This is a genomic window from Butyrivibrio sp. X503, from assembly GCF_003625475.1.
Lineage (GTDB): Bacteria > Bacillota > Clostridia > Lachnospirales > Lachnospiraceae > Butyrivibrio.
Window position 1 is genome coordinate 355,638 of record NZ_RAIQ01000003.1, and the last position, 24,994, is coordinate 380,631.

Annotated in this window: 25 protein-coding genes and 1 pseudogene; 7 read left to right on the top strand and 19 right to left on the bottom strand. The window is 42.1% G+C overall.

The features are described from left to right. Positions 1 to 132 precede the first annotated feature (132 nt). The 3 genes from D6853_RS07015 to D6853_RS07025 all read right to left on the bottom strand — a co-directional run bounded on the left by D6853_RS07015 (position 133) and on the right by D6853_RS07025 (position 3,833). Positions 133 to 1,026: an HAD family hydrolase gene (locus D6853_RS07015; protein ID WP_120657317.1), complete on the bottom strand. Its 894-nt coding sequence runs from the start codon at positions 1,024 to 1,026 to the stop codon at positions 133 to 135. Between the two features lie 12 nt (positions 1,027 to 1,038). Then, on the bottom strand, positions 1,039 to 1,980 hold the full coding sequence (locus D6853_RS07020; RefSeq protein WP_330541776.1) for an ArsR/SmtB family transcription factor: 942 nt from the start codon (positions 1,978 to 1,980) through the stop codon (positions 1,039 to 1,041). 134 nt (positions 1,981 to 2,114) lie between these two features. Next, a complete protein-coding gene (locus D6853_RS07025) occupies positions 2,115 to 3,833 on the bottom strand; it encodes a methyl-accepting chemotaxis protein (protein WP_120657318.1) in 1,719 nt (572 codons plus the stop codon). Positions 3,834 to 4,056: 223 nt separating this feature from the next. Between D6853_RS07025 and D6853_RS07030 the strand changes: the two genes are divergently transcribed. Continuing rightward, positions 4,057 to 5,352, top strand: coding sequence for an adenylosuccinate synthase (locus D6853_RS07030; protein ID WP_120657319.1), 1,296 nt, complete (start codon positions 4,057 to 4,059; stop codon positions 5,350 to 5,352). A 31-nt stretch (positions 5,353 to 5,383) separates the two neighbouring features. Here D6853_RS07030 and nudC read toward each other — a convergent pair whose 3' ends face one another. After that, positions 5,384 to 6,286 carry an NAD(+) diphosphatase gene (gene nudC / locus D6853_RS07035; protein ID WP_120657320.1) on the bottom strand — a complete coding sequence of 301 codons (903 nt, stop codon included), beginning with the start codon at positions 6,284 to 6,286 and terminating at the stop codon, positions 5,384 to 5,386. Then, positions 6,283 to 7,206: a helix-turn-helix domain-containing protein gene (locus D6853_RS07040; protein ID WP_120657321.1), complete on the bottom strand. Its 924-nt coding sequence runs from the start codon at positions 7,204 to 7,206 to the stop codon at positions 6,283 to 6,285. Before D6853_RS07040 ends, nudC begins: the two co-directional genes overlap by 4 nt. 160 nt (positions 7,207 to 7,366) lie before the next feature. On the opposite strand from D6853_RS07040, the gene uxuA reads away from it, so the two are divergent. Together uxuA and D6853_RS07050 are read left to right on the top strand one after the other, a co-directional pair. After that, positions 7,367 to 8,443, top strand: coding sequence for a mannonate dehydratase (gene uxuA, locus D6853_RS07045; RefSeq protein WP_120657322.1), 1,077 nt, complete (start codon positions 7,367 to 7,369; stop codon positions 8,441 to 8,443). A gap of 2 nt (positions 8,444 to 8,445) precedes the next feature. Beyond that, a complete protein-coding gene (locus tag D6853_RS07050) occupies positions 8,446 to 10,065 on the top strand; it encodes a mannitol dehydrogenase family protein (RefSeq protein ID WP_120657323.1) in 1,620 nt (539 codons plus the stop codon). A gap of 381 nt (positions 10,066 to 10,446) precedes the next feature. Here the strand turns inward: D6853_RS07050 and D6853_RS07055 are convergent, their stop codons facing one another. From D6853_RS07055 to D6853_RS15585, 6 genes are all read right to left on the bottom strand, one after another. Then, positions 10,447 to 11,013, bottom strand: a complete 567-nt coding sequence (locus D6853_RS07055; protein WP_120657324.1) for a hypothetical protein — start codon at positions 11,011 to 11,013, stop codon at positions 10,447 to 10,449. Positions 11,014 to 11,153: 140 nt separating this feature from the next. Continuing rightward, positions 11,154 to 12,329, bottom strand: coding sequence for an iron-containing alcohol dehydrogenase (locus D6853_RS07060; protein ID WP_120657325.1), 1,176 nt, complete (start codon positions 12,327 to 12,329; stop codon positions 11,154 to 11,156). A 166-nt stretch (positions 12,330 to 12,495) separates the two neighbouring features. Further along, positions 12,496 to 13,278: a formate/nitrite transporter family protein gene (locus D6853_RS07065; protein WP_120657326.1), complete on the bottom strand. Its 783-nt coding sequence runs from the start codon at positions 13,276 to 13,278 to the stop codon at positions 12,496 to 12,498. Positions 13,279 to 13,478: 200 nt separating this feature from the next. Next, positions 13,479 to 14,411, bottom strand: a complete 933-nt coding sequence (locus D6853_RS07070; protein WP_158588689.1) for a TIGR03943 family putative permease subunit — start codon at positions 14,409 to 14,411, stop codon at positions 13,479 to 13,481. Further along, on the bottom strand, positions 14,404 to 15,594 hold the full coding sequence (locus D6853_RS07075; protein ID WP_120657328.1) for a CobW family GTP-binding protein: 1,191 nt from the start codon (positions 15,592 to 15,594) through the stop codon (positions 14,404 to 14,406). Before D6853_RS07075 ends, D6853_RS07070 begins: the two co-directional genes overlap by 8 nt. A 117-nt stretch (positions 15,595 to 15,711) precedes the next feature. Further along, positions 15,712 to 17,079 carry an ElyC/SanA/YdcF family protein gene (locus tag D6853_RS15585; RefSeq protein ID WP_120657329.1) on the bottom strand — a complete coding sequence of 456 codons (1,368 nt, stop codon included), beginning with the start codon at positions 17,077 to 17,079 and terminating at the stop codon, positions 15,712 to 15,714. 174 nt (positions 17,080 to 17,253) lie between these two features. On the opposite strand from D6853_RS15585, the gene D6853_RS07085 reads away from it, so the two are divergent. Continuing rightward, positions 17,254 to 18,624, top strand: coding sequence for a right-handed parallel beta-helix repeat-containing protein (locus tag D6853_RS07085; RefSeq protein ID WP_120657330.1), 1,371 nt, complete (start codon positions 17,254 to 17,256; stop codon positions 18,622 to 18,624). Between the two features lie 94 nt (positions 18,625 to 18,718). Here the strand turns inward: D6853_RS07085 and D6853_RS07090 are convergent, their stop codons facing one another. The 6 genes and pseudogenes from D6853_RS07090 to D6853_RS15395 form a co-directional block, all read right to left on the bottom strand. Continuing rightward, entirely contained in the window at positions 18,719 to 20,035 is a 1,317-nt protein-coding gene (locus tag D6853_RS07090; protein WP_120657331.1) for an ATP-binding protein, read from the bottom strand. Positions 20,036 to 20,153: 118 nt separating this feature from the next. Beyond that, positions 20,154 to 20,366 carry a helix-turn-helix domain-containing protein gene (locus D6853_RS07095; RefSeq protein ID WP_120657332.1) on the bottom strand — a complete coding sequence of 71 codons (213 nt, stop codon included), beginning with the start codon at positions 20,364 to 20,366 and terminating at the stop codon, positions 20,154 to 20,156. A 120-nt stretch (positions 20,367 to 20,486) separates the two neighbouring features. After that, on the bottom strand, positions 20,487 to 20,984 hold the full coding sequence (locus D6853_RS07100; RefSeq protein ID WP_120657333.1) for a hypothetical protein: 498 nt from the start codon (positions 20,982 to 20,984) through the stop codon (positions 20,487 to 20,489). Then, positions 20,950 to 21,849, bottom strand: a complete 900-nt coding sequence (locus tag D6853_RS07105; RefSeq protein ID WP_207667211.1) for a polymorphic toxin type 44 domain-containing protein — start codon at positions 21,847 to 21,849, stop codon at positions 20,950 to 20,952. Before D6853_RS07105 ends, D6853_RS07100 begins: the two co-directional genes overlap by 35 nt. A gap of 412 nt (positions 21,850 to 22,261) precedes the next feature. After that, a pseudogene (locus D6853_RS15620) lies at positions 22,262 to 22,614 on the bottom strand (ribose-phosphate pyrophosphokinase-like domain-containing protein); the annotation flags it as partial. Continuing rightward, a complete protein-coding gene (locus tag D6853_RS15395) occupies positions 22,553 to 22,726 on the bottom strand; it encodes a hypothetical protein (protein WP_199713006.1) in 174 nt (57 codons plus the stop codon). The pseudogene D6853_RS15620 and the gene D6853_RS15395, both read right to left, overlap by 62 nt. Positions 22,727 to 22,965: 239 nt before the next feature. Between D6853_RS15395 and D6853_RS07120 the strand changes: the two genes are divergently transcribed. The 3 genes from D6853_RS07120 to D6853_RS07130 are packed head-to-tail and all read left to right on the top strand — an operon-like array spanning position 22,966 to position 24,116. Then, the gene (locus D6853_RS07120) at positions 22,966 to 23,340 is read left to right on the top strand and encodes a hypothetical protein (RefSeq protein WP_120657335.1); all 375 of its coding nucleotides are present in this window, start codon (positions 22,966 to 22,968) and stop codon (positions 23,338 to 23,340) included. Further along, positions 23,300 to 23,599 carry a polymorphic toxin type 44 domain-containing protein gene (locus D6853_RS07125; RefSeq protein ID WP_158588690.1) on the top strand — a complete coding sequence of 100 codons (300 nt, stop codon included), beginning with the start codon at positions 23,300 to 23,302 and terminating at the stop codon, positions 23,597 to 23,599. Before D6853_RS07120 ends, D6853_RS07125 begins: the two co-directional genes overlap by 41 nt. Further along, positions 23,589 to 24,116: a hypothetical protein gene (locus D6853_RS07130; protein WP_120657337.1), complete on the top strand. Its 528-nt coding sequence runs from the start codon at positions 23,589 to 23,591 to the stop codon at positions 24,114 to 24,116. Before D6853_RS07125 ends, D6853_RS07130 begins: the two co-directional genes overlap by 11 nt. Positions 24,117 to 24,203: 87 nt before the next feature. Here the strand turns inward: D6853_RS07130 and D6853_RS07135 are convergent, their stop codons facing one another. Together D6853_RS07135 and D6853_RS07140 are read right to left on the bottom strand one after the other, a co-directional pair. Continuing rightward, positions 24,204 to 24,503, bottom strand: a complete 300-nt coding sequence (locus tag D6853_RS07135; protein WP_120657338.1) for an STAS domain-containing protein — start codon at positions 24,501 to 24,503, stop codon at positions 24,204 to 24,206. 42 nt (positions 24,504 to 24,545) lie between these two features. Next, positions 24,546 to 24,971: an ATP-binding protein gene (locus D6853_RS07140; protein WP_243108312.1), complete on the bottom strand. Its 426-nt coding sequence runs from the start codon at positions 24,969 to 24,971 to the stop codon at positions 24,546 to 24,548. Positions 24,972 to 24,994 lie beyond the last annotated feature (23 nt).

A 24,994-nucleotide genomic window follows, 5' to 3' on the forward strand; every position in this document is an offset into this window, starting at 1 on the left:
TACACAATACCTTACCCTAGTGAAATATATTTTAACATTTCGATAATTACAGCGTCAACTGCTCTTTATATTTAAAACATCTCACAATCAAAAAAAGTTGCACTCGATCATCAAGTACAACTTTTAAATCATTTAGTATTTAACTCCAAGCTTTTCAAGCTCCTCTTTTACCTGCTTGTAATCCTTGAAGACGATTCCTTTCCAGCCGTAGTTCTTGGCGGCCTCGACGTTGACGGGTGTGTCGTCAATGAACACAGTCTTTGAAGGTGTGAGGTTGTAGCGCTCAACGAGAAGATCGTAAATCTCGCGGTCGGGCTTTATCATGTGCTCGGTATAGCTAAGAATACCGCCGTCCGTAACATCTCTGAAAGCCATTGCTTCTTTTGTTCCTTCAAGAACCTGTCCCGAATAATTGGAAAGATACAGCACCTTGTAGCCTGCTGCCTTGAGAGCCGTTATCCACGGGATGGTTGCTTCTCTTTTGATACAGATATTATTAAAATCGGAAAAAGTCTTTTCAATCTGCTCTTTTATCTCGGGATCGTTCTTAACAAAATTCCCGATTATTTCATCGATAGGAAGCACTCCGCGGTCGATCTCTTTCCAGTCATCGCTTAAAACCGATGCCTTTCCGATACGCTCCGCGATCTCACCCGTAAACCCCTTGTCCTCAATGAATTTCTCCCAGGCGAAATCAACAAGGACATTTCCTATATCAAAGACAACCGTATCTATCTCGCCATCCGGAATAACGTTTCCGTATTTGTCATGTCTTTTGTTTGATGAAAAAAGATCCAGTGAAGCCATCGTATGTCTTCCGAAGACCGCACCTGCCGCCCAAATAAATATCCATATGGCGATGGGTATCGCAACCGTAGCGGCTGCGCAATATATAAATGTGTTGAAGGTTTCAGGCGAACCTGTTACCGCCTGAATAAAAAGATTTATGTACATGCCAAGCAATATCACGATACCGATGATCGCAAGCACTCGCTTGTACATGGGGGTTTTGCTGTTCTGTTCCACTATGATGTCTCCTTAATTAATTTCACTATATTTCATTTTGACATTGATGTCCTGGTTGTAATTACCGAACCCTTTGCCAAATATCGTAAGTCCTCCAACATGCTCTGCAGTGTCGGGAACCTCGAGCTTGAATTTGATATTGCTCTTGGATGTAAGCCCAAGCTTATCGGTCGTCACATCAGATATCTTGAGCCCGTCGATAAACGTACCGTCGTGATTGATCACGAGCATCTTTAGAAGGCCGTACTGATTCCACATGGGGAACCACCAGTCGGGAGTAAGAACACCCTTTACGTCGCCGTAATCTCCGGGCGATGTCCATGTGCCGATAAAGGTATTATTAATGTAAAAATAAATATCGGAAGGCCATACGTTGTTAAAGCCCGGCGCTTCAGAGCTAAGCTCAGCCGTGATGCAGACCTCGTCAATTTTCTTATTTCCCGGAATAAAATTGGGAATCTGGTATTCAACAAATCCCTTGGTAAACCAAAGAACATCCGCATCAAATCTGTCGGGATGTGTGAAATATCTGGGATCGTCAACCTCTCCAATCGCTTTCTCGGAAGAACAGATTCCGCAAGTCGGATAAACAAGGCAGTCAAGATAGTGACCGACCTTGATGTCTGTCATATATATATCTTCGTCCTTCTTTTCGGGAACGACATCTATAAGTATTCTTTCAAGAGTTGCCGAGCAGATCTTCTGATTGCCGTGTCCGAGCGCCTCCGAAGAAACGCTGACAAGTCCGCATTCCTCAAGCTTCTTGATGTGACTTGTGAGTGCACCGTTTGTTATGTTAAGGTGTCCGGCAAGATCATTCATATTAAGGCTGCCCTCTTTAAGAAGTACCTTTATGATCTCAACTCTTATATCCGAACCCAATGTCTTAAAAAGTTCCAATCCGTCTTCCAAGGATTTAATATGTATCATACGCGTATCCTTTCTTTCGCGCAAAAGCGCCCCCGCATACTGTTTTTGCCCATATTATCAATGGCGAAAAAAATGATGCAGATACCGAGAAATCGATATCTACATCATTATAATGTAGGCATATTTTAAAAGCAATATTATGACAAAAGGGGCGAAACTCAGAAATCACTTCCTATTGTAAACTGGTCTATCAGCTTACTAAGGCTCTCCGACTGCTCGGAAAGTTCCTGCGATACTGCGCTTGATTCCTGGGCTGTCGCGGAATTGTTCTGAACGACATTGGAGATCATCTCGATTCCCTTATCGATCTCATCCATACTCTGAGACTGCTGCTCTGCAAGGTCTCCCGTCTGAACGATCATCTCCGTTATCTCTTCTACGCTGTGCTGCATGGCATCAAGTGCCTGTGTCGTCTCTGCAACAACCGCATTACCGTTGCTGATCTCATCCATGGTATCCGCGATGAGCTGATGTGTATTCTTGGCCGCTTCACTTGACTGATCGGCGAGCTGTCCGATCTGATCGGCAACAACGGCAAATCCTTTTCCTGTTTCTCCCGCTCTTGCAGCCTCGATTGAAGCGTTAAGCGCAAGGAGTGATGTCTGTTTGGCAATGGCTTCAATGGAATTTGTGACCAGTTCGATCTCAGCGGATGCCTCGGTAATCCTTGTCATGGCGTCTGTTACAAGATGCATCTTTGCTGCTGAAGTCTCGGCGTTATCCCTAACTTCCGTAGCCATGCTCTTACTCTTTTCGGCAACGCTCGCAAGCTGCCTTGTCTTTTCGGTTAAGGAGTTAACGGAAGCCGTAAGCTCTTCAACCGCTGCCGCCTGATCCGTAGAGCCTTCCGCAAGGTCATTTGCTCCCTGCGACATATTGATCGCGCCCTGTGATACCTGCGACGAAGAATTCTTTACTTCTTGAAGTGTGCTGCTAAGCGTCTCAGCTATATTTCCAAGTGCTTTCTTAATGGCGTCATAATCACCGATATACAGATTCTCGTTCTTTGAACCGCAGGAAAAATCTCCCGTCGACATTCGTCCAAGGGTCTCCGTAATATCTTTTACAATGTCTTCGATAACATCGGTCGAATACGTAATGTCTTTTGCCAGCTTACCCAGCTCATCATCGGACTCGCTCGGGATCTTGATCTCGATCTTTCCGTTTGCCATGTCATCCGCTGCTTTGGAGATTGATTCGATAGGTCCAAGTATGCTTCCGGTGAGGGCTCTTCTTGATTTGTTTGAATATAGGATGGCGTATACTACAATAGCCAAAGAAATTATAGTCATAATAAGCACAAGCAAAAGAGCTGTCGTATAAGCCCTCTGTGCCTGTTCTTTAGCGGAAATACCGATTGCCTTAAAGTCCTTAACGACTATCTTGATCGCTTCATTGACGTTGGAAACATAGTAATCATACAGTTCTTCATGAGAATTACCCGCGGCAAACATGGCATCAAGAGTCGCGGCGGAATTGTCTATATCGGCTATGTGCTGATAAACCTCGGTAAGATCGTCATTGTAAACTTTTCCGAGGGAATTAAGTCCGTCGTTCAGCTCCCGGATCTTCTCTTTTGCCCCCTGCATCTGCTCGGCTCTGTCAGCATCGTCATGAGCATTGAGCGCCCAGAGATAGTACTTGGCCAGCGCCTGGATGGTTATACGGATCTCGCCCTGCTGAGTATTCTGTTCATAGAACCTGTTGTAGATCATGTTCAGATTGAATACGGAAAATACGTCGATAATAATGATCACCACAAAAATAACAACAAGGTTAAGTCTTAATCTGTTGAATACTTTTTTGAACTTATCGGAGACAGAAAGCTTTTTGAAAGCTTCCCGATCAAATTCATTCTTCCCTGCTGTTTTTCCCATGTTAACCTCCTATGAAATCAACTCAGATAAGGGTTTTACGTATTAATATTTTATTCTTTTTAAATGTGCGCATGTCAAAAAAATGTATAAATTTATATAAAATTTCGAGAAATAAGTCAAGCTTATGGTAAATATAAAAAAGATTGATTTTACTTATATTCTTTTTTCGTATATCATATCTCATGTAGCTTAAAAGAGTTATTTTTAAGGAGGATTTTTTAAAATGGTTAAAGCAGTAGTAGGTGCCAACTGGGGCGACGAGGGAAAAGGTAAGATTACCGATACTCTTGCAGACCAGGCCGATGTCGTTATCCGTTTCCAGGGCGGAGCAAACGCCGGACACACAATAGTTAACGATTACGGTAAATTCGCACTTCACACGATGCCTTCAGGTGTTTTCCACTCACACATCATGAACATCATCGGTAACGGTGTCGCTTTTGACATCACAAAGTTCATGAATGAGCTTAATGAGATTACTTCCAAGGGAGTTCCCGCTCCTCAGATCATGATCTCAGACAGAGTTCAGGTTATGATGCCTTATCATGTGCAGTTCGATTCACTTGAGGAAGCAAGACTTGCCGGAAAGAGCTTTGGTTCGACAAAATCAGGAATCGCTCCTTTTTATTCAGATAAGTTCTCTAAGATCGGATGGCAGATAAACGAGTTCTTCCAGGATGATGACGTTATCAAGGAAAAGATCGCACGTATCGCGCAGATCAAGGACGTGCTCCTTGTTAATCTCTATCACGCAGAGCCCATCGATCAGGAAGCACTCTTCAAACAGATTATTGACTGGAGAGAGCAGGTTAAGCCTTATGTTGGAAACGTATCTCTCTATCTCGACAAAGCGATCAAGGAAGGAAAGACAATTCTTCTCGAGGGTCAGCTCGGAACAATGAAGGATCCCGACCACGGAATCTATCCTATGGTTACATCTTCATCTCCTCTCGCAGCTTACGGCGCGATCGGAGCAGGCATCCCTCCTTATGAGATCAAGCAGATCGTTACAGTGTCCAAGGCTTATTCATCAGCTGTAGGAGCAGGTGCATTCGTTTCCGAGCTCTTCGGAGATGAAGCTGAGGAACTCAGAAGAAGAGGCGGCGACGGCGGTGAGTACGGCGCAACAACAGGAAGACCCAGACGTGTGGGCTGGTATGACTGCGTAGCAAGTAAGTACGGCTGCAGACTTCAGGGAACAACAGATGTTGCTTTCACAGTACTTGATGTTCTCGGATATCTCGATGAGATCCCTGTATGTGTAGGCTATGACATCGACGGTGAGGTTACAACAGAGTTCCCCGTAACACACCTTCTTGAGAAGGCTAAGCCCGTATTCAAGACTCTTCCCGGATGGAAGTGCGATATCAGAGGAATCAAGAAGTATGAAGATCTCCCTGAGAACTGCAGAAAGTATATCGAGTTCATCGAGGAGCAGATCGGATATCCCATCACTATGGTAAGTAACGGTCCTGCAAGAAGCGATATAATATACCGCGAAAGTAAGTTGGCAAAGTAATATTATGTAAAACAAAACGGTGTAGCTTATGCTACACCGTTCCTTTATACCCTTTATCTTTGAAGACTGTCATCATCTCATTCGTAAGGCTGTACTCAAGCGGCTGAAGTATGATGTCTTCTCTTTTCACCCATTCGGCGTATTTGAGCTCACCCTTATCCATCTTGATCTCTTTATTTCCAACCACATCACAGTAAAAGCCGACGAGGATGTCGCTTGCTATTCCCCATGGCTGGGACTTGTAGTATCTTACGTTTTCAACCTTAAGCCCAACCTCTTCCATAACTTCTCTTGCGACGCACTCTTCAAGAGTCTCACCTATCTCAGTAAATCCCGCTACAAGAGCGTTGTGGCCGTAGCCCACACGGTACTTGGTAAGAATGATCATATCTGTCTCTTTGTCCGTCACGCCGATGATCACCGCAGGATTGATCCTGGGGTATATCTTGTTTCCACATTTCGGGCAGGTTCTTGCGCGCTCTTTGGGATCGTTTATATTCTCTGCTCCGCACTTTCCGCAGAACCTCGTTACAGAATACCACTCGGCAAGCTGGTTTGCGGTAAATGCAGCGTAGATATATTCTTTGGGATTGTAATAATCGTTTCTAAGTTCTCTCAAAGAACAAAAGCTGTATCTTTTATCCGAAATGATCTCGGAAACTGTCTTTTCATCCGTGTTATCAAGAAGGAAAAAGCTCTCATCATCTACGGAAAAAAGATATATGAAATTCTCTTCGGATATCTTTTGCCCTGAAAATTCGCAGTACTTCGGAAATTCAACGCTCATTTTTTCATCATCAAGAAAAAGCGCAAGTTCCTTGTCTCCGCGGCCGCTTTGGTTGTCCCTGAAAACAAAAATCTTGCTTTCTGCGACGGGTCTTTTGCCCGGATCATATTCGTTGTGAAGTTTGTGTGGTGCTATGTCCTGGATCATTTTTTAGCCTCTTTTTCTTTATCGCTACTATGTAATATATTGTTCAGGTACAGCCCCTGGTACTCCTTGGGAGACATGCCGTACTCTTTTTTGAAAGCCTTAAAAAAGCTTGAATAATCTCTGAATCCGAATTTCTCATAAGTTCCGGTTATACCGGCGCCGCCTGTGATAGCGTTTCTGCATTCGGCTAGGCGCTTTTTGATAATGTACTGATGGAGTGAAACACCGAGCGTATCCTTGAACAGATGCGCGACATAGTACTTGCTCACAAAGAACTGACCCGCGATGTCATCGAGAGTAAGCGCATCTTCAAGGTTACTTTCAACATATGCAATGATGTTCTGGAAAAGAGTCAGCTCATCGCTTCCGCTGCTCATGTTTTCCTCATCATAGACCACTCTGTTGATCGTAAGGATAAGGTCGCACAGACACAGATGTCTGAACGCGGTGCTTCCGTACCTTTCACTTGCGATCTCCTCCAAAAGGCGCAGGAACTTGGACTCCACCATATGAAACTGCGCGGGAGCAAGGTGATAGATGTATTTGTGCTGCTCCTCTGCTTTTTTTATCAGATACATGTAGTCCGCAGATTCGTGCATGAGCGCGTTGCAGCAGTCCTTGCTGATCCAGAAAAGAAAACGCCTGTAGTTCTCTTCTGGATTGTTCATAAGCGCATGATGCGATATCCCGGGCGGAACAAGCATGAGATCGCCGGGAGACATCTTGTATCTGATGGTCTTACCTTCCGGACTGAATATCTCCATGGTCACATCGCCCTCTATAAAAAGGTAGCATTCGTAATAATCATGCGCATGCGGCCGCAAGGTCTTAAAATCCCTGTCCGAATAGTAATAGACCTCAAAATCAGACGAGACCATATATTGTCTTGTGTTAAAAGATGATCTGAGTTTGTTTTTCATATTTGTATAATAGCACCGGCGACAATTTTTGCAAGGTATGAAACAAATTATTCCATTCTTTTTTTCCATAAAAAAATCTATTGTATATTCAGGGATAAAATTTATTTTTTCCCTTAAACAAATTTGAAAACAGGTTTTTAGGAAGGGAGAAATTCTGATTATGGAAATGACACTTCGCTGGTACGGTAAAGAGTATGATACCGTAAAGCTTTGGCAGATAAGACAGGTTCCCGGTGTAAAGGGTGTTATCACAACTCTTTACAACAAGCAGGCCGGTGAGCTCTGGACACAGGACGAGATCAAAGCTCTCAAAAAGGACGTTGCAGACGGCGGACTTAAGGTTTCAGGAATCGAGTCCGTAAACGTATCCGATGCTATCAAGGCTGCAACAGCAGAGAGAGATGAGCACATCGACAATTATATAAAGACTCTTGAGAACCTCGGCAAAGAAGACATCCACATGGTATGCTACAACTTCATGCCTGTGTTTGACTGGACAAGAACCGAGCTTGCAAGAAAAAGAGAAGACGGCTCAACCGTACTTGCATATACACAGGAAGCTATCGATGCGATCAATCCCGAGAAGATGTTTGAGACACTTTCAGGCGACACAAACGGCTCAGTAATGCCCGGTTGGGAGCCCGAGAGAATGGCTCACATCAAGGAGCTCTTCGAGCTTTATTCAGGGATCGATGAGGACAAGCTCTTTGAAAATATTGTTTACTTCTTAAAGGCGATCATGCCCGTATGTAATAAGTACGATATCAAGATGGCTATCCATCCCGACGATCCCGCTTGGTCAGTATTCGGACTTCCCAGGATCATCAACAACGAGAAGAACATCCTCAAGCTCATGAAGGCTGTAGATGACGTACACAACGGCGTTACATTCTGCTCAGGTTCTTACGGAACAAGCCTTGAGAACGATCTTCCTCATATGATCAGAGCACTTGAGGGCAGGATCCACTTCGCACACGTTCGTAACCTCAAGTTCATCTCTCCCACTAATTTCGAGGAATCCGCTCACCTTTCAGCAGACGGAACCTTCGATATGTATGAGATCATGAAGGCTCTCTACGAGACAGGCTTTGACGGACCTATCCGTCCCGACCACGGAAGAATGATCTGGGGCGAGGTTGCAATGCCCGGCTACGGTCTCTATGACAGAGCGCTCGGAGCTACTTACCTCAACGGTCTTTGGGAGGCCATTGAAAAGTCACATCAGAGAGGAGTTTGATCATGAAGCTTAACGAACAGTGTTTAACGGACAGCGCTTGGAAAGAGAAGGGCTACTACATTCCCTCTTTTGACAGGGCTTCCATGATAAATAAGACAAAAGAAGCACCGCAGTGGGTTCACTTCGGAGCAGGAAATATCTTCAGAGCTTTTCAGGCTAATCTTTCACAGAGAATGCTTGAAGACGGAATGAATGACAAGGGTCTCACAGTCGTTGAAGGTTTTGACTATGAGATCATTGAGAAAATGTACAGACCTCACGACAACCTCTCACTCCTTGTCACATTGAAGGCCGACGGCTCAGTTGAGAAGTCAGTTATCTCCAGCATCGCAGAGTCATGCATTCTCGACTCAAATGACGATAAGGAATTCAGCAGGTTAAAAGAGATCTTCAGATGCGATTCTCTTCAGCTTGCTACCTTCACTATCACAGAGAAGGGCTACAGCCTCGTAAATCCCGCAGGCGAGCTTCTTCCCGCAGTAAAAGATGATTTTGCAAACGGACCGGTTAAGCCCCAGAGCTATATCGGTAAGGTTTCAGCTCTTTTGTATGAGAGATTCCTTGCAGGCGAAAAGAAGATCGCAATGGTCAGCACAGATAACTGCTCACACAACGGAGACAAGCTCTTCGACGCAGTCATCGCATTCGCTAACGAGTGGACCAAAAACGGCAAGGCAGATGCCAAGTTCGTTGATTATATAAAAGATGATTCCAAGGTATCTTTCCCTTGGTCAATGATCGACAAGATCACACCAAGACCCGACGATTCCGTTAATGAGATTCTTAAAAACGATGGAATCGAGGAGCTTGAAGCCGTTGTTACTTCCAAGAAGACTTGGGTTGCTCCCTTCGTTAACGCCGAGGAGAGCGAGTATCTTGTCATCGAGGATAAGTTCCCGAACGGAAGACCCGCTCTTGAAAAGGTCGGAGTTATCTTCACTGAAAAAGAAACCGTTGATAAAGTTGAGCGCATGAAAGTTTGCACCTGCCTTAATCCTCTGCACACTGCTCTTGCCGTATACGGATGTCTTCTCGGATACGACAAGATCTCTGAAGAAATGAAGGACACTGAGCTTGTTAAGCTCGTTAAGACTATCGGATATGTAGAGGGACTTCCCGTTGTTACAGATCCCGGTGTCATAAAGCCTCAGGAATTCATCGACACTGTTGTAAATGTCAGAATTCCAAACAAATTCATGCCCGATACCCCTCAAAGGATCGCCACAGACACATCGCAGAAGCTTGCCATCAGATTCGGTGAGACTATCAAAGCTTACCTTTCTTCCGATAGTCTCAATGTAGCCGATCTTAAGTGTATTCCTCTAGTACACGCCGGCTGGCTTCGCTATGTGATGGGCGTAGACGATAACGGCAAGGCATTTGAGCCAAGCCCCGATCCGCTTCTTGAGAAGGCTAAGAGCTTCGTTGAGGGAATAAAGCTCGGCGATGCTATGGATAAGGAAGCGCTTAAGACAAAGCTCCTTCCTATCCTTAAAGACGCTACTATCTTTGGTGTAGACCTTGAAGAAGCAGGCCTTTCAGAAAAAGTCCTCTCCTACTTCGGAGAGCTCATCGCAGGCGAAGGCGCTGTAAGAGCTACACTTAAAAAGTATGTTGGCTGATCTAAGAATTTGTTTTTTGCCTCATGTTAGGCGAGTGAGTTGCTGAATGGAGTGTGTCTTCGGTGATGTTAGGTGCATGATTCGTTGAACAGGGTGTATTTTCAGTGATCAGGCATGAATATCAAGACTTTTAGCAAATATGCATGCCGATTTCAGCAAATTTATCGTTATTTCAGTGACTTTTGAAAGAGAAAAAGCATGTACTTTAGCTTATTTGCTTAAAGTACATGCTTTTATGTCTATTCAAGATTGTTATATATCAATATTTTGGCATGCATATCAGAGAAAAAACACGATGTACATGCCGATTATCTGTATTACGTACATTTTTCGTTCCGTCGATATTTCTGACGGACTGATTCAGATGAATTATTACTATTCTTATCCAAAGAATGTAGCGTAGTCTTCATCGCCACCGATCTGTTGAACTGCTGAGCCGACAAAATCTTCCATTACCTTTTCACTGTCGGTATTAAGCTCTGTCATATATACAAAATTAGGTGTTCCTGTCTGAGCGATAAAAACAGCTATTCCGTCAGTAAGCTCAATTGTGAGGACCTCAATGTTCTTACCATCCAAGAACATATCCTGTGTGATCTCAAGTGGTGTATCGACATTGTGGAAAGTCATAAATGCTGTATTAGCGGCATCTACCATATTGTCCTTGGTAATGTTTTCCTTGTACATACCGTCTGTAGCTACACCAACAAGATTTCCGTCTTTCTTAACTTCCGCATAAGACATGCCGATAGGCTTGGTCACAATGTCACCGGAAACTGTATATTCCTTAGGAAAATCATGCTTAACATGATTTAACTCAACGCTGCTATCTTTAACGGTAATTTTAACCTGTCCCGTCTCAGAGCTTGCCGATTTACTTGACATTGAACATGCGCAGAGCACAACTCCCATAGCTACTACTGCGGCAATCTTAAAAAATCTTTTCATTACAATATATCCTCCAACATATTAAATATTTTATATGGATATATTATAAGACTGTTAACTTTTTTTGCAAGTGACTTTTTATAATTAATCAAAAAATAAGGCGCCAAAGTATTATCTCAAGCGCCTTATCATCTTATATATCACAACATCATCTCATAGATCTTTGTGCAATCATCCTCGTTAAGAGTTACGAAGCCTGAGATTGAACCGGGTCTTCCGTCGCCGTTACAAAGGACATCAACAAGCTTGGGAATATCCTCCTTCTTGGCTCCGAGTTCCTCAAAGTTCCTCGGCATACCGATCGAGATAAGGAAGTTTCTGAGTGCCTCGATGCCGGCCTTAGCGGTAACCTCAGGATTGGTGAAGTCCATCTGGCAGCCCCAGACTCTTGTAGCAACCTGCGCAAAGCGCATTACATCGTGCTTCATTACATATGTGAATACAGCGGGCATTGTAACAGCAAGACCTGCTCCGTGAGCACAGTCGTAAAGAGCTGAAAGCTCATGCTCGATGTTGTGGCTGTTCCAGTCCTGAGTTCTTCCGACACCGCAGGAATTGTTGTGCGCCATCATTCCTGCCCACATGATATTGGCTCTTGCCTCGTAGTTGTTGGGATCCTCGATAACTCTGGGTCCCTCGTGCTTCATTGTAAGAAGAAGCGCCTCGATAAGTCTGTCTGTAACTTCAACCTCAGCGGTATTGGTGAGATATCTCTCATAGAGATGAGCCATGATATCCGTGATACCTGCCGCAGACTGATATGCGGGAAGTGTCTGTGTAAGTGCGGGATTGAGGATACTGAACTTAGGTCTTATAGCATCTCCGCTCGCGCCTCTCTTGAACATACCCTCTTCCTTGGTGATAACGGAGTCAGGGCTTCCCTCACTGCCTGCTGCAGCGATAGTAAGGATGGTTCCAACGGGAAGAGCCTCTTCAATGCGCTTGCCCATATAGAAATCCCAGAAATCTCCTTCATAAACAGTACCTGCAGCGATAGCCTTGGAAGAATCGATAGTACTTCCGCCGCCCACAGCAAGAACAAAATCAACATTCTCTTTTTTGCAAAGCTCTATACCTTCGTAAACAAGGCCGCTTCTGGGATTGGGCTTAACGCCTCCAAGGAGCACATAGGAAATACCCTCTTTTTCAAGAGATGCCTTAACCCTGTCAAGAAGTCCCGATTTAACGACGCTTCCGCCGCCATAATGAATGAGAACCTTGCTTCCGCCAAACTTCTTAACGTACTCGCCGGCCTGATTCTCAGTATCTTTTCCAAATACAAAATAAGTAGGTGAGTAGAACGTAAAATTCTGCATAATTACCCCTTTCTCAAAAGCAGTTTAATTAAAAAACCTATCTTTCAGGCCCCTGCAAACGGCGCCTGCCCTATTATAATGACATAAAAAAAGTCTTATGACTATTTATAGATAGACATAAGACTTCTCATTTTTTGTTCAGGTAAAAAGATATTGCTAATACAATTTACTTTTTCAGATAAGCTCCGTAGTAAACCGCTCCGACGCAAATGCCGCCACCTATGATATTTCCTATGGTCACGGGGATAAGGTTTGTCACAAAGAATCCGAATAAAGATAATCCGTCAGCGGGAATTCCATGTACATATGATGCAAGGAATCCTGCAGGAATGAAATACATATTTGCAACGCAGTGCTCAAATCCGCAGATGATAAAGAGCATAACGGGAAGCCAAAGTGCAAGCACTTTTCCTGCAAGCTCATCTGCCGCGAAAGAACACCATACAGCCATGCATACAAGGACGTTACAAAGGATTCCGCGAAGAATTCCGTCCGCAAAAGAAATGCCTGACTTAGTCACAGCAGTCGCAACCACTGATGAAGCAAGCTGTCCGTCGCCGAATGAATAGATATGGCCAAAAGCCGCAATTGCTGCAATGATAAAGCCTCCGACCATGTTTCCGAAATAAACGATAACCCAGTTCTTAAGCATCTTAAGAGGCGCGGTCTCTTTCTTGAGAACAGGGATCGTAATAAGGCAATTGCCTGTGAAGAGCTCAGCTCCTCCGACAAGCACCATAAAAAGACCTATAGGGAAAACTACAGAACTGATAACCCTTGCCGATGAAGCATTATCCGCAAGGCATGATGCGATCTGGCTTCCGAGTCCTCCAAGCGCAATGAAGGCTCCCGCCATTATAGCTAAAAGAAAGGTCTGTGAAGCCTTAGCTTCGGCCTTGGCCTTTCCTACCTGTACATATTTTTGAGCAATTTCTGCCGGTGATTTCATGTCTTAATACTCCTTACTGTTTCGCTTAGCGAGGTATTTTCGAGCTTAGCGATAAGTATGTCGCTGTTCTTAATGAGGTCTTGTCGAATTTAGAACAGCAGACAACGTTTCGCTTAGCGAGATTTTTCAAGAATCTCGCCGTATTATTATACCCTCTTTCTCCTTATATTTAAAGAAAAAAGCCCGCTTTCGCGAACTTTTTACATCACATTTATGACCTCTCGCTTCGGCTTGGGTGCAGGCGAAAGCTCTTTTACCTTACAGATCGGAAACTCCACGTTATAGCGGTCCATGAATTCTTTGTCGACAACGCCGGTAACGGTGACCCACTCATCGGCGGAGATTGAATCCGTGTCGTCGTAGTCGCAGATGATCCCGAATAGTGAAAGGTCATTCTCGCAGCAGGTCATGGCGTAGCGCCCAGCAAGGAAACTCTCTCTGGTCTTGCCCCTTGGCTTGATGACCTTCGCCGTAAACCTGATAGTCTTGCCAAGATATCTGTCGAGATTCTCAAGGCTATCAAGATAAAAGACGGAGAACGCGTCATGATCAACATCCACGACTTCTGCGGAAAGATCATAGGGAAGGTCGTCCTCAAAACGGATGTTGATGTCGTCCCCGTCATTATCTTTAAAAACAATGTTGAGCCCCGTATTTACGGCCTTTAGATTGCGCCTGAAATACGGAAGCTTCTCCTCAAAGCCGTCGCAGTTGTTGAGGACCGCCATGTAAGCGCGCCTCACCTGCTCGGACAAAAGAGATTTCATATTGGCGGCATAGAGCTCGAAGGTCCTTGCGTCAATGATGGCAATCTCCGTAATCTCCATGGGATCCCAAGGCATTTCGAAGTCCTTCCTGTTCCACATGCCGTTGAACTCAACGATGATGCGCTCGGGCTTAAGGCACTCCTCATACTCCTTGATCTTCGAAAGGAAATCCTCTTCCTCCTCGATGTATCTGACGATGCAGCCTGACTTCTCAAGGAGATAATCGTCGTACTCGGTGTTGCCCTCTTCGCAGGCAACGATGAGAGTAAGCCCCTTTATCTTGAAGTAAGTCTCGTCGATGAGATCCTGGATAAAAGAGGTCTTTCCGGCCTCCAGAAATCCGTTTACAAAATAGATCTTACCCAATTTTCTTATTCTCCTTATTTACAAGCTCAGGCTGAGTCGCCGTGTACGGAACCTTGTCTATGCAGTCATCAATCATCTTTGTGATGCTCGCTTTATCAATTTCCTTTCCGATAAAGACGATCTGATTGAGCCTGTCGCCGTAGATTTCATCCCACTCTTCCATGATGTCCGGGAAGCTTCGTATAACCTCTTCCTTTTCCTTTTCGTCAAAGGCCGCTACCCAATTGGAAACCTCGGATATTGATGCGTTTCTTCCCGCCTGCTCAAAGAGCTGAACATGAATGTCATCATCCGAAAACCAGATATAACCTTTAGCGCGGATTATATTCTCGGGATAGTTTTCTTCAACGAAAGCACTGAACTTCTCGTGATCGAAAGGTCTTTTCTCCTCATAAACAAAAGAGCTGATGCCGTATTCATCAACGCATCCTTCATCCATCGCTTTTTCTCTGGCAAGAGCAGCCTGCATCGCCGAAGAATTCATAACCTCGTCGTAGTCAAACTTTGATCCTTTGAAAATCCTGTCGGGATTAACCTTGCCGTAAACGCACTCTACAATCTCCGCCTTTCTTTGGAACTGTCTGATCACCTTTTTTACCGATTCTTTTTTATCCTCGGGAAGGAGATCGCACTTGTTCAAAAGAACCACGTTGCAGAATTCGATCTGATCCATGATAAGGTTGATGATGTCGGGATCCTCGTCAATGATCTCTTTTTGTCTTTCATCGGACTTTTCTTTTAAACCGTCAAGAAACTCTGTGTATATCCTGTCGGCATCAACGACAGTCACAACAGAGTCAAGATAGAAGCCAAGCTTTTTGTGTGATTCCTGATACATAAGGAATCCATCCGCTATCGATGCGGGATTACTGATGCCTGAGGCTTCCACGATGATTCTTTTGATATGCTTATCTTTTGCAAGCGCCTCGACCTGTGTCATAAAGGCTTCCTGAAGAGTGCAGCAAATGCATCCGTTCGTAAGCTCGATCATCTTGGAATCCGCCTGAGTAACGTTACTTTTCGAAATAAGGGAAGCGTCAATGTTAACGCTTCCCATATCATTTACTATCAGTGCGATTCCGTCTGATTCCGTATTTTTAAGCAGCTCATTAAGTACCGTTGTCTTACCTGAGCCAAGATATCCTGTCAGTATGGTCACCGGTTTCTTTGATAAACCAAACATTGTATTCCTCCGCGTGTAAATGCCATGATCGTTTGCGTTTCATGATTTGCAATTCATTTGCAATTTACAATATTAGCACTACTTCGCAGAAGATGTCAATTAAAAGAACTTTCTTTATCACATGTCTCTAAGATAAAACTCAACCATTCCGAAAAACTCCCTCACAACATAATGAATTCCTACAGGCAAAAGAGTCGTCGCGGGAACGGGATCGGCATTTTCAAAGCCCACTTTTTTGGCGATCGCAAGCGCCCTATGCTCATGGAAGCTGTTAGTAACTATGCCGACGCGGGCCGTGGGATCTCCTATTATCTCAAGACTGAACTTAAGATTTTCATGAGTGTCGGTCGACTTTTCCTCCAAAAAGATCCTGCTCTCATCGATACCGTAATCCCTTACGAGCACTCTTTTTGCACACTCAGCCTCGCTTATCTGCTCATACTCTCCCTGTCCGCCGGACGCGATGACTATTGTTTCTTCGTTTTCCGACAGGTACTCGCCGGCTCTTTTTATCCTTACTCTGTACGGGTTACTCGGCTCAGTTCCGTTAAGCCCCGCACCGAGAAGGATTATGTAATCAAGGTCTTTGTCCGGTACCGCGCTCATGTCGTCAACGATCTTAGCTTCCGTTATTAAAAAGAAAACAATAAATGCAGTGGCTGCTATCCTGTATATCCATGTGATCACCATTGGAACCTTGAATTTCTCGGTTCCGCCTATCCTTGCTATAAGCATCTTTATTCTAACAAAAGAAAATGCGGCAATAAGCACCCACAGCCAAACCCAAGAAAGGAAGAATCCGCCTCCGTATGCAAGGCATGTAAAGAAATACAGAACGGACCATATAAATATAAGGAAATAAATGTACATTACTATCTTTACGTACGTGATCTTTCCCATTCCGGCGTATCTGCTTACTCTCTTTTTGTAATCAATATATTCCTTGCCAAAAGAGCTTTCCAAGAATTTTTCTTCTCTTAATATCTGAAGATGAAGCATGATCATTGCAAACAATGTCGCAGCAAGCAATACAGGATTAAAGTACATAAGAAGGATTCCTATGTAAACAAGATCAAAGCCCAGAAATGCCGGGTTTCTCGAGTAGTTATAAATACCGTTCGTGACGAGATCTCTTTTTTCCTTGTCATCTTCCGCGACGCCCGCTCTCCAGCTGTCTCTCATGGTATATACAGCAATTCCGAACACCGTGACACCGACAACCGCAAAGTAAACACCGAAGATCCTTAGCATAAAAGAAAGCTGAGATTTTCCGATTATTATTGATATCAGTTCAGCCACAGGCGCAAGTATTGTCGCGATCTTCATCAAAAGCTCTGTGTAAAAGTCTTTATCGCGGGTTTTACCCTTAGCAATCTGATCGGTCACGATACCTTTCTTTTTCTGGAGCATCATCTTTATAAAATAAATTCCATAGAATACAAGTATAAAAAATATTGCAATAATTTGATATATTATTTTAGTCATCTCACACCTCGTTCAATGCATATTATATAGTATCAGGCGATGATTGGCTAATACTTTTGTAACTTTTGTTTATATCTTTTTTATTTTTTAGTCACTTTTTGGGCACTTCCATATGTTATGGTTTTAAACATAGTAACTGACAACTTAGCAAAAGACATCAGAAAGGGGAAAATGATGAGAAAAAATGCGGGTTATGTTGTTTCCAGCCTTATGATAGCAGGTTTTGCATTTATGTGTTCAACCGGTTTTTGTTGTAAGGCAGGTGCAGCCGCAAATGACGGAAACACAATCACAGTCGGTAGTGACGCTTCTACCATCGCGGAAGCCATTGACAAGGCTTCAAACGGGGATACGATCGTAATCCCTAAAGGAAATTATTCCGAACAGTTAAAGATCGAAAAGGATGGAGTAAAACTTGTAGGTGAAGAAGGTGCTGTTCTTAACGGAGCAGACTTAACACCGACAAAAGAAGATTATGCAATGATCAATGTCCATGCCAAGAACGTTTCTATCACAGGTCTTGAGATCACGGGCCTTAGCCAGGATCATCCTTCAATGGACGTTAAGCCCATGGGTATTTATGTAGATGCAGGTTCAGACGGAATCTCGATCTCAAAATGTAAGATTCACGACATGGGTGTTAAATACACTGAGGAATCCGAGTACTACAATGCACACGGAATCCTTGTATATGGTCAGCCCGAAGCACCTGTAAACGGAGTTTCAATCACAGGAAACGAAATCTATAACATGACGCTTGGTAACAGTGAAGCGCTTGTAGTTAACGGTAACGTAGGTGACTTCGATATTTCCGGCAACTACGTGCACAACTGTGACAATATCGGAATCGATGCTATCGGCTATGAGCGTACCGATCCCGAGACAGGCGAGCTCCTTTTACTTGAGACAGACAGAGCTCACGACGGTAAGATTCACGATAATACCGTTGTCGGAATTTCATCTGCTAAGAACATGACTTACTTTGGCGACGCTTGCGCGGACGGAATCTATGTTGACGGCGGAAAAGACATTGATATCTTCAATAACTACGTATCAGACAGCGATATCGGTATCGAGATTGCTACAGAGCACCACGGAACCGCTACAACAGGAATCGAAGTGTACAACAACACTCTTGTAGAAAACAATAATCTTGCCGGCATCGTTATCGGTGGTTGCAATCCCGAAGAAAACGGTGAGGCAAAGGCTTGCCATATCTACAACAACACTGTTTTGAATACGGACAATAACTGTATCTCCATTCAGAATGCTCACGATGAAGAAAACGTAATAGAGAAGAACATCTTCATCGCAGCTAACGAAGCAGAGGTTTACTATGAGGAATGCGGAGACAACAGTAAAGGAAACACTATAAGAAACAACGCCTCCAATCAGAAAATGAAAGTCGGTGAGGATAATATTACCTTTAAGCTCATCGGAGTTTCCACCGAGAACAACGCTATCAAACTTGAAGCTACAGAAGAGCTCAAGGGACTCGGCGCAGACTCAACTCAGGTAATCCCTATGGATTTTAACGAAGACTGATACTTAAGTCTTTGGGTTAATTAATGTGAAAAAGTCCTATGACTTTGCAAACATCCTTGCGAAAGTCATAGGACTTTTAATTTAGATAATCTTTTTAATTATAATGATCAATATTCCAAGCCAAATATAATGGGATACTATACGTCTTTGTGTTTTCACACATATTCTCGGCAATATTCTTTTGTGATAGCTTATAGCCTTTACCCGGATTATATTTTTTACAGAACTGCCTATAGCTCTTAGCCTGTGTATTATCTGCCGCCTTGACTTCGACAGGTATCATTTCGCCATCCGATTCAAAAATGAAATCAATCTCTGCCGAATTTCCCGAGCGCCAAAAATAAGGTACCTTGCCAGCCGATATAAGTTCGTTTAATACATAGTTTTCTGCAAAGGTGCCCTTAAATTTGATAAAAAGAGCTGATTCTTCCAATATCGTCTTTGCTGCGATCATGGATTTTGCTCTGAGCAATCCCACATCAGACATATATACCTTAAAATATGTCTTATCTGCATTACCCGATAATGGTATTTCAGGTTTCTCCACAAGCTCTGTTCTGCTTATCAATCCGGCATCACATAGCCATTGTAACGCATCCTCTAATTCTGCGGATCTTTTACCCTCTTTAACATGTGAAAAAACGAATTTATTGTTTTCCTTAGCAAGCTGTACGGGAACCGAATCCCATATCCACCTTATCTTAGGAACATCAGACGCAGGAGCGTGCTTGGAAAAATCATCTGCATAGTCATTTAAAATTTCATTCTGTACTTCTTCAACCTCATCTATATCATGAGTTTCTATCCATGTCTTAACCGCCTCAGGCATTCCTCCGACAATATAGTACTCTTTCAAAAGCTTCATCATCGGAACAGAATATAATTCCGGAATTGCCCTATCAATCGGCCATTTGCTGAACACATCTATAAGATCGTTCCTGTCATTTGCAATAACAAATTCCTTAAAACTCATGGGATAGAGTTGCAGTCTGTTTACCTTTCCTACAGGAAAAGATATCTGTTCTTTTTTTAATGCAACTCCAAGAAGAGATCCTGCGCAAACAATATGAAGATCTTTCATATTTTCGCAAAAATACTTAAGTGAAGTTATAGCCCTGGGACATTCCTGAATCTCGTCGAAAAACACCAACGTCTTACCCGGAATGATCTTAACCTTTAGGTTTCTCTCTATTTCCGTAATGATTCTTTTTACATCAAAATCATATTCAAATACGGCTGATAGATTTTCGGAAGCTTCGAAGTTGATGTAAACATAGTTTTTGAAACACTCTCTTGCGAACGCATCTATAATATATGTCTTACCGCATTGCCTTACACCTGTTAATAACAGTGGTTTTCTGCGCGTTTTATCCTTCCATTGTCTAAGATCTTTGATAATCTCCCTATACATATCGCCTCCATGTTATTGCGAAAGTCCTATCACTTTTGCAATAATTATAACAAAAGTCCTATGACTTTTGCAAATATCCTTACGAAAGTCATAGGACTTTTTGTATACAAAATAATATTTACCCTCGTTCATTCAGTACTACATCAAGCCCCAAGAGATTTGCGATGTGCATAGCCTTACCAAGCTCAATTGTTTTCTTTCCGTTCTCCAGATCAGAGAGAAAGGAAACTGATATTCCCGTAAAATCAGATATGTACTTCTGCGTATATCCAAGCTTCTTGCGCCTGTCTCTGATTGCTTTTCCAAATGCATTCGTATCGCTGATCTTCATATGTTTTCCTCATAAATGTTTTTGTGCTAAATTATGCCGTACGGCAAAATTAGATATAAACAATCATAAATTTAGTCGTACGGCTAAGTCAAGGTTATTATTCTTTATCGGAAACTTTCATTAGTTCCAAGTATCATCTTCAAAGTAATACCAGTAATCACATATCTTTTCTGAGCGATAAATATGTCGATCGCCATATTCGTCATTGTATTCATAAGTATCCCCTTCCTGAGGGGTTCCATATTTAAGAATTTTTCCTGATGGGGAATAGTAAATTCCACATATAAAATTACCGTTTTTTTCCTTTAGTGTTATGCGCACCTCATCATTTCTAGAAGATAGATTCTTACAAACAAATATGTTTAAGATATTCATATCAGAATATAATTTGTCAATATTGTCATTTTGTATTAATAACTCTTTTTTTAATCTATATACATCTGATTCTACTTGTCTATCTAATAATTGTTCAGATATATCGGTTAAATAATCAGTATTATCCTTGACATATTGCTTAATCTCTGACAGTCTGACATAGTGCGTTTGCTTATTCATTATAATTATTAATATAAAAGCAAAAAAACTAACCCCTACTAATATCAATATCGATCTTTTCATTAATCTTCCGAAGCCTTTCTTTAAATTCAAGCTTGTCCTTGATTTCCTCTTCACTTGGAAATCCCTCCTCTCGCCACTTTATTCCAAGCTCGATTGCATCGTGATCTTCTGACATATCGCCCATATAAGGAAGCGTAGGCATATACGGTATATCCCACATATTATAATCCTTTACCTGAACCGCAGCTCCTCCGATGTACAAAGCATAATCCGGATAATATTTTGCACCAATATAAGAATACGTTACATTACCCAATGTACCAGGATCCATAACCTGCCCATGATAAAGAAAATATCTATTTTCTCCTTCTGGATAAGGTATATCAGGAAATGCATTTGGCCATACGGTGTCTCGTTTTATATCCATCTCCCCAAAATTCCTTACTCTTTCTACAAATTTAATAGTAAAGTCAAGGGCTCCAGTCTCCGGATATACATTTCTAGCAATATTTGATTGCTTCACATTATCAAAATACTTTTCCTGTTCAACAAGCCATTTATCAATTTCTTCCGTATAATCCGGTAAGTTTGCATCAGGAGTATTATATAGTTGCAATTCTTCGAGCAGTCTTCCATCTCGATCATTCTTTTTTCTCTCCTTCTTGTAATTATCTCTTGCCGTTTTAACCTCTTGCTTTAATTTTTTCATTTTATACAATTGATCTATCGGCAGATTCATTAATGCAGCTGCATAATAATCTTCAAGATTAGAATTGCTACCATTCTCGCTGCCACAATAAGTGCTATTTATGTGATAAAGTTGTATATTTGAGTTTGGCATTCCAGGTATGGGTATTCTTGGTATGGGTGTTTTTGGAATTGATGGTTCCGGAATTCGATAAACTGTACACGTTTCAAAAGACATTATTTTCCCCTTCCCTTTTATGAAAAATCCTTTTAACAAAGCGTATCTATATTTTAACATGCCATAATATATCAGAGCAATAAAAAGAGCTTTCTCTTTATGAGAAAGCTCTTTTTGTATGCTTTTATTATCCTTTATACTTCTCGATCGTCTCTTTTATTCTGAGCGCGGGCTTTGAAAGCTCCTGCATGGATTCGCCTTTGTTCATGGTATCGATTATCGCGGCGATATAGCGTCCCATATTTACGCTCATATAATACTCTTTTTCCAGAAGCTCTTCTTTTTGATGGATGAGATTGGTTGCAAAGATTCTGGTAAACAGGCCGTCGGCGTATGCCTTATCGAATTTCTCAAGGCCGCTCGTGAAGAGACCGAAGGTCGAGAAGATGAACACTCTCTTTGCTCCGAGGCCTTTAAGCTGCCTTCCTTCGTACATAAACGGCATGATCACGGTAATCCGAGCCGCTCTTCCGTTACAGGCTGCGATTATTCTTTTTAAATCCTGATATTATCGTCGGGCGACATACGGTTCAAGCTGCCGTCCATCTTGTAGGTAAGGGAATTGTTGCAGACATCGACCATGATGTAGATGTCCTTATCCCTCACGGATTCTCCGAGGATTCCCTTTGCCTCTCCGCTGCTAAAGCGCGGGCACTCGCACGGAATAAGGTAGTCCTCACCATGCCAGTCTGCAAGTATCTTATTAACTTTCATTCTTGTGAAAGTCATAGGACTTTTTGGACACAAAATAATACCCTCGTTCATTCAGTACTACATCAAGCCCCAAAAGATTAGCTATGTACTTCTGTGTATATCCAAGCTTCTTACGCCTGTCTCTGATCGCTTTTCCAAATGCTTTTGTATCGCTGATCTTCAATGTATATATTATTGTTTTATTACTTTTCTATATGTTAGAATATACATGCTTGTTAAGAATATATTTCGTAAAAGGAAAGAGGAATATAAAATGTCTTTTGAGGATATCACTCTTTATAGAATTGAAGATACTCCAATTCCAATGCCTCAAGCACCAAACATTCCTTGGCCAAGTATGCCAAATCCAAATGTGTACCTAAAAAAATAAATAGCACTTATTGTGGCTTTGAGGATTGTAGTATGGTTGCTAGCATTGGATTACCTGGAAAACTGGTATATGAGCCGTATTATAATGCTTTAAAGCGCTACGGTGAAGAGGTTTACGAATCTGGTGGAAAAACTCTTTCAACACTAAATCGAATAGGAAAAAATAAAAATTTACCGGATTATTCTGAGATGATTGATAAATGGCTTGCTAAACAAGAGCAATATTTTGATTATGTAGGTAAAGTATATCATTATACTGATGGAAAAGATCCGACAGTATTGGATGGTTCTGCAAATTTCACTGCGGTTTTCATAATCATGGTTGAAACAGGTGGTCCAATGGATGTTAAAGACGAAGCAAGGTGGCATGAAGCTTTCGGGAAAGATATACCGTACCCCCCACACTGAAGATGATTATTTTATATATCATGGTCAAGTCATGGATGCTGCAACGCTAGGTAATGTTACATATTCGTATATTGCTTCAAAATATTATAGCGACTTTTTCACACTTTCCGGAGGAGCAGCAGTTCAAACAAAAAGACGTGCATGGAAAGATTTACCTTTTTTATTTTTGTTACCTCATTGTGGGGAAATGCCAGAAGATATAGAGGCTATTAAACTTGGTATAAAATGGAGGAAGGAAGGTTTCCCCGATGACAATTAAAAAGGATGGAACATATACATTTACCTTAATAATAACTATAATAATGCCAGTTATCGCTATTATTGTACTGGGAATAAATTTTTATATATTTAAACCTAAAAATAATCATGTTGACACTTCGGAGATTAAAAATTATGTTATAAATAATGTTGATTATCTGACAGAAATAACCAAACAGTTATTAGAAGCGGAAGATAACGATGAATATCCATCAACATATGAAAATGAATCTGAAATCCCAGAAGGCATTGATGCAGATAAACTCTTCAAAGATTTATGGGTTCATTATATTTATGTATGTACAGATGCTAAAGATATGGAAGATATCGTTGAAATAAAACTTAGAAATAAAGCCGGGAAATATAATTGCAGCATATATTATTCTCCATCGGGTAAACTTCTAGATCACGGTAGACCCAAAGAAGGCAATACATTTGAAGTAGAAGAACCAAGGTATAAATTCAGAACTGAAAAGATATGCGATAATTGGTATTATAGTGAAGAATATAGATGGTGACTAAAGGTTAAGAACAAAGTGATAGTTCTCAATGCAACAGAAAAGAGCTTATAAAATCTTGCGGTGCTACTCCTATAAAAAGCCCCGTCATTGAATCGTAAGGATATCCGAAAATCCCGTAACTTCAAATATCTCTTTTATCTCTTCGGCTGCGTTTGTAACAACCATCTTTCCCTGCTTGTTCATGATCTTCTGCGCGGAAAGAAGAACTCGGAGTCCCGCACTTGAAATATAATCAAGCTTGGCAAGATCGAAAGTAAGATTATCCACGCCATCCAATGAGCTCTGAACCTCAATCTCAAGCTGCGTAGAAGTCATGGTATCAAGGCGTCCCTCCAGCGAGATTTTCATATTTCCATTATCCTTTGTTTTTTCGATGTTCAGCATAATGTTGTCCCTCCTTCACGTAGGTCCTACTCATTGCATGCATTAAATCCGCTTGTATATCGTATTTATATTTTGTGAATCTTTGTATTCGTACCTGAAATCATCCATCAGCTTTTTTGCCATGTAGATACCAAGTCCCCCGATTGCTCTTTCGTCCGCAGAGAGTGAGATATCGGGATCGGTCTTTTTTAGCGGATCGTAAGGGATTCCTTTGTCGGCAAAAGAAATTTCTACCGCACGCTCTTTTTCTATAAATTTAAATCTAACTTCCGCAAGACCTATCTCTCCGGGATATGCGTAATGTGCGATGTTGACGAACAACTCCTCGACTGCTGTCCGGATTTGATTTTGACTCTTTTGAGCACAAGAAATTTCTTCCAGCTTGGAATCTATGAACTTCATAACATTCGGCAGTTTTTCCACCGTCGCTTCAACTGTAAGCATATTGTCTTTTTCATTAATTATCATGTCACTACTATCTTTCGAAGCTC